We start from the raw sequence: 8,467 nt of genomic DNA, 5'->3' as shown, positions 1-8,467 counted from the left end.
GTAAGGGGCGGCGCCGGGGCCGGACGTGTGTCACCCCGCGATACCACGCATCACATGAGGAGAGCCGCCGTGCCCGAGCTGCCCGAAGTGGAAGTCGTACGCCGTGGACTGGAGCGGTGGGTCGCCGGGCGGACCGTCGCCGAGGTCGAGGTGCTGCACCCGCGCGCGGTGCGCCGCCATCTCGCCGGCGGTGCGGATTTCGCCCTGCGGCTGCGGGGCCGGCGCATCGGGACGGCCCTGCGGCGCGGCAAGTACCTGTGGCTGCCTCTTGAGGACGAGCCGCTGGCGGTGCTCGGCCACCTCGGGATGAGCGGGCAGCTGCTCGTGCAGAGCGAGGAGGCGTCCGACGAGAAGCATCTGCGGGTCAGACTGCGCTTCGAGGACGGTCTCGGGACGGAGCTGCGCTTCGTCGACCAGCGGACCTTCGGCGGCCTCTCGCTGCACGACACCACCCCCGACGGCCTCCCGGACGTCATCGCGCACATCGCGCGCGACCCGCTGGACGAGGCGTTCGACGACGCGGCCTTCCACACGGCACTGCGGCTGAGGCGTACGACGATCAAGCGGGCGCTGCTCGACCAGTCGCTGATCAGCGGGGTCGGCAACATCTACGCGGACGAGGCCCTGTGGCGTTCGCGACTGCACTACGACCGGCCGACCGCGACCCTGACGAAGCCCCGCTCGACCGAGCTCCTCGGTCACGTACGGGACGTGATGAACGCGGCGCTCGCCGTCGGCGGCACCAGCTTCGACAGCCTGTACGTCAACGTGAACGGCGAATCGGGGTACTTCGACCGGTCCCTCGACGCGTACGGGCGCGAGGGCGAGCCGTGCGGCCGGTGCGGCACCGCGATGCGGCGCCGCCCGTGGATGAACAGGTCCAGCTACTTCTGCCCGCGCTGCCAGCGACCGCCGCGCATCACGGCGTGACTACCGAGGCGTCATGAGTGAGGGGCTCAGAACCCGAAGTCCTGCGTCCACCACGGGCCGCCCTCGCCCATGTGCACACCGACGCCCAGCGTCGTGTAGTCGCAGTTCAGGATGTTCGCGCGGTGACCCTCGCTCTTCATCCAGGCGTCCATCACCGCCTGGGCGTCGGCCTGGCCGCGGGCGATGTTCTCGCCGCCGAGGTCCTTGATGCCCGCCTTCGCCGCGCGGTCCCACGGGGTCGCGCCGTCCGGGTCGGTGTGCTCGAAGAAGCCGCGGGACGCCATGTCCCGGCTGAAGTTCGCGGCCAGCGTCGCCAGACCGGTGTCCGGGCGGACCGGGCTGCAGCCGGCCTTCGCACGCTCCTGGTTGACCAGGGAGAGGACGGCGGCGGCTGCGTCGTTCGCGGACGCGGGGGCCTTCAGCGGCCTCTTCGCAGCCGGGGTCTCGGCCGCAGGCGTGCTCCTGGTCTGCTTCGGGGGAGCGGTCTCCGGAGCCTTGGTGGACTCCTTCTTCGGCTCCTCGGCCGTCTGCTTATGCGAATTCTCGGCAGGCTTCCGGTCCTTGGCCGCCGGCGTCGAACGCTCGGGAGCAGGGGTCTTCGACGGCCCCTGGACGCGCTCTTCGCCGCGTGCGGAGGACGGGGTGGACGCACGGTCGGTCGGGGTCGCCGAGGCGCCGCCCTGGGCCTTGAGGTCCACCGCGCCGCCCGCGGTCACCCGGTCGCCGGAGCCGGGGGCGTCGCCGCCGAGGGTGTAGTTGTCGCCGCCGGGAAGGATTCCGGAAGCAACCGCCACGGCGCCGAAGGCCATGGCCGCGGAGACTCCGAGCAGCCCGGTCCTTACGGGCACGGCCCGCTTTTTCCGGCGGCCGGCGCCCCGGTTCCCGCCTGCCGGAGCATCCGCGCGGTCTTCCGCTGCGGGCCCGGCGGCAGTGCGTCGATGGCGTCCCATCTGCTGTGCCTTCCTCAAAACTCGACGGTCAATGTGTTCACCCATACGGATGAGGCTCATTGCGTCGGGACTGTACGCCATGCCGGGTGGGGGCGAAGTGTCTCGTGAGGATTTGGCCGGTTAGCGTGCAGTCATGAATGAAGATGCACGGGCGGACGCGCGGCTCACCGCCTGGGTACGCGGCCGGGTACAGGGAGTGGGCTTTCGCTGGTTCACCAGGGCAAACGCACTGGAGATCGGCGGCCTCACCGGCTTCGCCCTCAACCTCGACGACGGCCGGGTGCAGGTGGTGGCCGAAGGCCCGCGTGAGAATTGCCACCGGCTCCTTGACTGGCTGCACTCCAGCGACACTCCCGGCCGGGTCGACGGTGTCACTGAGATATGGGGCACACCTCGTGGGGGTTCCACCGGCTTCGCGATCCGTTGACCGGGTCGGCTCCGAGGTGCTCCCCACCGCCTCCCGTACGGGCCGCAGAAGGTCCGTGCGGAGGTGTCGCGGCGGGGTGCGTGCGGAGGGAATGCCCTGGTGGTTGCCAGAAAGGGCTTGCCGTGGAAGGCTGCCCGTACAAGGATGATCTCTACGCCCCCAGGGCCCCGCAGGAGATGCGTCGCCGGTGCCAGCGCTCGTCGCGGCACGGCAGTACGCCCCCGGGTTTGCCCGTCGATACGGGGCGTGATCGTGTTGACCGTCAAACTTTTTGGTGAGACTCTGGAATCCCCGCGCACCTTAGCTGTTTGGCAGCGAGAACCAGTGAGAACCGCAGTGAATCAACATCACTGCCAAGCACCGCGGGTGCGATTCCCTCACGACCCACACCGCTCTCGGTCGGTCACTCAGTGTGGAGGACCACTCATCATGGCAAAGGCGCTTCTCGGTTACGTCGGCGGCTCCGATCCGCGACTCCTCGCCGAGATGCGACGGCTTCAGCAGCGTGTTCAGGATCTTGAGTCCGAGGTCAACCGGATTCAGAACGAGAACGACACGCTCACCGCCGCCGCTCAGCACCGCGGAGATTCTTCTCTGCTCGACGAGGACTTCGAAATCGACGTCCCGCGCGCGGAGCCCGCGCTCACCTGATTCTGATTCAGTTGTTCCGTCCCAGGTCGTCACCTGCGCCGGTCTGCTGGGATCCGCATGTCTTCATGGATCCGCAAGGGACGTTTCGGCGTCCCTTCTTCAATTTTTCGGCCTCGGTCAACCCCCCGGTCGCACCGCGTTTTCCTACCGTCTGATGTGCCCTGCACGTTCATCGGTGAAACCGCGACAGCCCGGTAGAGTCCGGCTGCGTGCATCTCAAGGCCATGACCCTCCGAGGTTTCAAGTCATTCGCGTCCGCGACGACGCTCCGCTTCGAACCGGGCATCACCTGTGTCGTGGGGCCCAACGGTTCGGGCAAGTCCAATGTGGTGGACGCGCTCTCCTGGGTCATGGGAGAGCAGGGCGCCAAGTCGCTGCGCGGCGGCAAGATGGAAGACGTCATCTTCGCCGGCACGACCGGGCGGCCCCCGCTCGGCCGTGCCGAAGTGTCGCTCACCATCGACAATTCCGACGGCGCGCTGCCCATCGAGTACGCCGAAGTCACCCTTACGCGGATCATGTTCCGCAACGGCGGCAGCGAATACCAGATCAACGGCGACACCTGCCGACTGCTCGACATTCAGGAACTCCTCTCCGACTCCGGTATCGGCCGGGAAATGCATGTGATCGTCGGGCAGGGCCAGCTCGATTCCGTGCTGCACGCCGATCCGATGGGCCGCCGCGCTTTCATCGAGGAGGCGGCGGGCGTTCTCAAGCACCGCAAGCGCAAGGAAAAGGCGCTGCGGAAGCTGGAGTCGATGAAGGCCAACCTGGCGCGCGTGGAGGACCTCACCGGTGAACTCCGGCGCCAGCTCAAGCCGTTGGGGCGGCAGGCCGCCGTGGCCCGGCGGGCCGCCGTCATCCAGGCCGACCTCCGCGACGTACGGCTGCGGCTGCTCGCCGACGATCTCGTCACGCTGCAGGAGGCGCTCGGCGCCGAGATCGCCGACGAGGCCGCACTGAAGCAGCGCAAGGAGGCGGCCGAGGCACAGCTCCGGGCCGCCCAGCAGCGCGAGGCCGAGCTGGAGGAAGAGGTGCGGCGGCTGGCGCCCAGGCTCCAGCGGGCACAGCAGAGCTGGTACGAGCTGTCGCAGTTCGCCGAGCGGGTGCGCGGCACCATTTCGCTCGCCGACGCCCGGGTGACCAGCGCGAACGCGGCCCCCGAGGAGGAGCGGCGCGGCCGGGACCCCGAGGACATGGAGCGCGAGGCCGCCCGGATCCGTGAGCAGGAGGCCGAGCTGGAGGCCGCCCTGGAGGCGGCGCAGCACGCCCTGGAGAACACCGTCGAGCACCGCGCCGAGCTGGAGCGGGACCTGGCGGCGGAGGAGCGCAGGCTCAAGGATCTGGCGCGTGCGATCGCCGACCGCCGCGAAGGGCTCGCCCGGCTGAACGGGCAGGTCAACGCGGCCCGCGGCAGAGCCGGCTCGGCCCAGGCCGAGATCGGCAGGCTCGCCGAGTCCCGGGACGCCGCGCAGGAACGTGCCGTCACGGCCCAGGAGGAGTACGAGCAGCTCAAGGCCGAGGTGGACGCCCTGGACGCGGGCGACGAGGAACTGGCCGTACGGCACGAGGAGGCGAAGCGCGAACTGGCCGACGCCGAGAGGCAGTTGACTGCCGTACGCGAGGAGCTGACCGCCGTCGAGCGGGGCCGCGCCGCGACCTTGGCCCGCCGTGAGGCCCTCGCGCTCGGGCTGCGCCGCAAGGACGGGACGGGCGCGCTCCTCGATGCGGGGGAGCGGCTCTCCGGGCTGCTCGGACCGGCTGCGGAACTGCTGACGGTCGCACCGGGTTACGAGGTCCCGGTGGCGGCGGCCCTCGGCGCGGCGGCCGACGCCGTGGCGGTGACAGGGCCGGCGACCGCGGTCGAGGCGATCCGGCTGCTGCGCAAGCAGGACGGGGGCCGGGCGGCGCTGCTGCTCGCGGGGGAGGGGAACGCTCCCGAAGCACTGCCGCAGGCCTCCGCCCCGTACGCCGTGGAATTCGTCCGGGGTCCCGACGAGCTGATGCCGGCCGTGCGGCGGCTGCTGCGCGGCATCGTCGTGGTGGGCACGCTGGAGGACGCCGAGAACCTGGTCCACGCGCATCCGGCGCTGACCGCAGTGACCGCGGAGGGCGATGTGCTGGGGGCGCACTTCGCACAGGGCGGTTCGGCGGGAGCGCCGAGCCTCCTCGAAGTGCAGGCCTCCGTCGACGAGGCCGGTGCGGAGCTCGCGGAGCTGGCCCTGCGGTGCGAGGAGCTGGCCGGGAGGCAGCGGGCGGCGGGGGAGCGGAAGGCCCGATGTGCCGCGCTGGTCGAGGAGTTGGGGGAGACGCGGCGGGCCGGGGACCGCGAGAGGTCGGCGGTCGCGCAGCAGCTGGGGCGGCTCGCCGGGCAGGCGCGCGGCGCGGCGGGCGAGGCCGAGCGGTCGGCGGCAGCCGCCGCCAAGGCGCAGGACGCGCTGGAGCGGGCCACCGAGGAGGCCGAGGAGCTCGCGGAGCGGCTCGCGGTCGCCGAGGAGGCCCCGGTCGAGGAGGAACCGGACACCGCGAAGCGGGACCGGCTCGCGGCCGACGGGGCGAACGCACGCCAGACCGAGATGGAGGCCAGGCTCCAGGTCCGTACCCACGAGGAGCGGGTCAAGGGTCTGGCCGGACGGGCCGACTCGCTCGACCGGGGCGCCCGCGCCGAGCGCGAGGCCCGGGCGCGCGCCGAGCAGCGGCGGGCCAGGATGCGGTACGAGGCGCAGGTCGCGGCGGCCGTCGCGGCGGGCGCCAGACAGCTGCTCGCGCACGCCGAGGTCTCTCTCGTACGGGCGGCCGAGGAGCGGTCGGTGGCGGAGGCGGCGAAGGCCGGGCGGGAGCGGGAACTGGGTGCCGAGCGCGGCCGGGGCCGGGAGCTGAAGCAGGAACTCGACAAGCTGACCGACTCGGTTCACCGCGGCGAGGTGCTCGGAGCGGAGAAGCGGCTGCGGATCGAGCAGCTGGAGACCAGGGCCCTGGAGGAATTGGGCGTGGAACCGGCGTCGTTGGTGACGGAGTACGGGCCCGCGCAGTCCGTGCCGCCTTCGCTGCCCGCCGAGGGGGAGGAGCTGCCCCAGGACCCGGAGCACCCCCGCAACCTGCCCCGCCCCTTCGTGCGCGCGGAGCAGGAGAAGCGGCTGAAGGCCGCCGAACGGGCGTACCAGCAGCTCGGGAAGGTGAATCCGCTGGCTCTTGAGGAGTTCGCGGCGCTGGAGGAACGGCACCAGTTCCTCTCCGAGCAGCTGGAGGACCTCAAGCGGACCAGGGCCGACCTGATGCAGGTGATCAAGGAGGTCGACGAGCGGGTGGAGCAGGTGTTCACCGAGGCGTACCGGGACACGGCGCGGGAGTTCGAGGGCGTCTTCTCGCGGTTGTTCCCGGGGGGCGAGGGGCGGCTGATCCTGACCGATCCCGACAACATGCTCACGACCGGGGTCGATGTGGAGGCGCGTCCTCCGGGCAAGAAGGTCAAGCGGCTCTCGCTGCTGTCGGGCGGCGAGCGGTCGCTGACGGCGGTGGCGCTGCTGGTGGCGATCTTCAAGGCCAGACCCAGTCCCTTCTATGTGATGGACGAGGTCGAGGCGGCGCTGGACGACACCAACCTCCAGCGCTTGATTCGGATCATGAAGGAACTCCAGGAGAGCTCCCAGTTGATCGTGATCACGCACCAGAAGCGCACGATGGAGGTGGCGGACGCCCTCTACGGCGTATCGATGCAGGGTGACGGGGTGTCGAAGGTGATCAGCCAGCGGCTGCACTGAGTGCCGATTCCTGGGCGTTTCGTGCCTTTGCCGGTCATTCCAGTCCGCTTGGGTCCGTGGGGGTGCCCCACTGCTTGCTTCAAAAGGTGAAGGATTACGATCTCCTCCGTCCCTTTTGGATTCAAGTAGAAACAACTGGGCTACAAGAAGCTTCAAGTGGTGAGCAACGCGGAGTTGTGACCCACTGGTAGTCCACTTGAAGTGCCTGCCCCCCACGGACATGCCCGGCAACGCGGCCGGGCCCAGGAGTTCACGTGACCAGCACAGCGACACCGTCGTCATCCGGAGGCCAGCAGGCCGCTCCGGAGCACCTCGGCCATGTCATCTTCATCACGGCCGCGGCCGCGATGGGCGGTTTCCTCTTCGGCTACGACAGTTCGGTGATCAACGGCGCCACCAAGGCCATCGGTGCCAAGTACGACATCGGCTCCGGAGCCCTCGGGCAGGTCATCGCCGTCGCACTGATCGGTTGCGCCGTGGGCGCCGCGACCGCCGGCCGGATCGCCGACCGGATCGGCCGGATCCGGGTCATGCAGATCGCCGCCGTGCTGTTCACCATCAGCGCCGTCGGTTCCGCACTGCCCTTCGCGCTGTGGGACCTCACGATGTGGCGCTTCCTCGGCGGCATCGCGATCGGCATGGCCTCGGTGATCGGCCCGGCCTACATCGCGGAGGTCGCCCCGCCGGCCTACCGCGGTCGGCTGGGTTCGTTCCAGCAGGGCGCGATCGTCCTGGGCATCGCGATCTCCCAGCTCGTCAACTGGGGCATCCTCAACTGGGCCGACGGCGACGACCGCCACAAGGTCTTCGCCGGCCTCGAAGCCTGGCAGGTCATGCTCGGCGTGATGGTCGTCCCCGCCTTGATCTACGGCCTGCTGTCCTTCGTCATCCCCGAGTCCCCGCGCTTCCTGGTCTCCGTCGGGAAGACCGAGAAGGCCAAGAAGATCCTGGCCGAGGTCGAGGGCGAGCACATCGACCTGGACGCCCGCGTCGCCGAGATCGAGCACGGCATCCGCAGCGACCACAAGTCGACCTTCAAGGACCTGCTGGGCAGCAGGTTCGGCTTCCTGCCGATCGTCTGGATCGGCATCGGCCTCTCGGTCTTCCAGCAGCTGGTCGGCATCAACGTCGCCTTCTACTACTCGGCGACGCTGTGGCAGTCGGTGGGCATCGACCCGAGCGACTCGTTCTTCTACTCGTTCACCACGTCGATCATCAACATCATCGGCACCGTGATCGCGATGATCTTCGTCGACCGGATCGGCCGCAAGCCGCTCGCCCTGATCGGCTCGGTCGGCATGACGGTCGCCCTCGCCTTCGAGGCCTGGGCCTTCTCCGCCGACATGGTGGGCGGCAAGCTGCCCGACACCCAGGGCATGGTGGCACTGATCGCCGCGCACGTCTTCGTGCTCTTCTTCGCCCTGTCGTGGGGTGTCGTCGTCTGGGTCTTCCTGGGCGAGATGTTCCCGAACCGGATCCGCGCCGCGGCCCTCGGTGTGGCCGCTGCCGCCCAGTGGATCGCCAACTGGGCGATCACCGCGAGCTTCCCGTCCCTGGCGAGCTGGAACCTCTCCGGGACGTACGTCATCTACACGTTCTTCGCGGCCCTCTCGATCCCCTTCGTGCTCAAGTTCGTGAAGGAGACCAAGGGCAAGAGGCTGGAGGAGATGGGCTAGTCCCGGCCCGCTCCACCTGCTTCCGCTCCACCTGCTCCACCCGCTGCCCCGGCTCGTTCCTTGAGCCGGGGC

General features: G+C 69.8%; 6 protein-coding genes. 5 read left to right on the top strand and 1 reads right to left on the bottom strand.

Features of this window, described 5'->3' with window-relative positions:
• Positions 1-69 precede the first annotated feature (69 nt).
• Entirely contained in the window at positions 70-930 is an 861-nt protein-coding gene (mutM, locus tag ACWGIG_RS33985; protein WP_453325553.1) for a bifunctional DNA-formamidopyrimidine glycosylase/DNA-(apurinic or apyrimidinic site) lyase, read from the top strand.
• Positions 931-956: 26 nt separating this feature from the next.
• On the opposite strand, the gene ACWGIG_RS33980 is transcribed toward mutM, so the two are convergent.
• Positions 957-1,880, bottom strand: a complete 924-nt coding sequence (locus ACWGIG_RS33980; RefSeq protein ID WP_453325552.1) for a CAP domain-containing protein — start codon at positions 1,878-1,880, stop codon at positions 957-959.
• A gap of 133 nt (positions 1,881-2,013) precedes the next feature.
• On the opposite strand from ACWGIG_RS33980, the gene ACWGIG_RS33975 reads away from it, so the two are divergent.
• From ACWGIG_RS33975 to ACWGIG_RS33960, 4 genes are all read left to right on the top strand, one after another.
• Positions 2,014-2,307: an acylphosphatase gene (locus ACWGIG_RS33975; RefSeq protein WP_453325551.1), complete on the top strand. Its 294-nt coding sequence runs from the start codon at positions 2,014-2,016 to the stop codon at positions 2,305-2,307.
• Positions 2,308-2,736: 429 nt separating this feature from the next.
• On the top strand, positions 2,737-2,958 hold the full coding sequence (locus ACWGIG_RS33970) for a hypothetical protein (RefSeq protein ID WP_453325550.1): 222 nt from the start codon (positions 2,737-2,739) through the stop codon (positions 2,956-2,958).
• Positions 2,959-3,167: 209 nt separating this feature from the next.
• Entirely contained in the window at positions 3,168-6,719 is a 3,552-nt protein-coding gene (gene smc, locus ACWGIG_RS33965) for a chromosome segregation protein SMC (RefSeq protein WP_453325549.1), read from the top strand.
• Between the two features lie 254 nt (positions 6,720-6,973).
• Positions 6,974-8,395, top strand: coding sequence for a sugar porter family MFS transporter (locus ACWGIG_RS33960; protein WP_453325548.1), 1,422 nt, complete (start codon positions 6,974-6,976; stop codon positions 8,393-8,395).
• Positions 8,396-8,467 lie beyond the last annotated feature (72 nt).

Source organism: Streptomyces sp. NPDC054863, assembly GCF_053610825.1.
The sequence above is the reverse complement of the archived record's forward strand: the minus strand, read 5'-3'. Positions and strand labels throughout refer to the sequence as shown.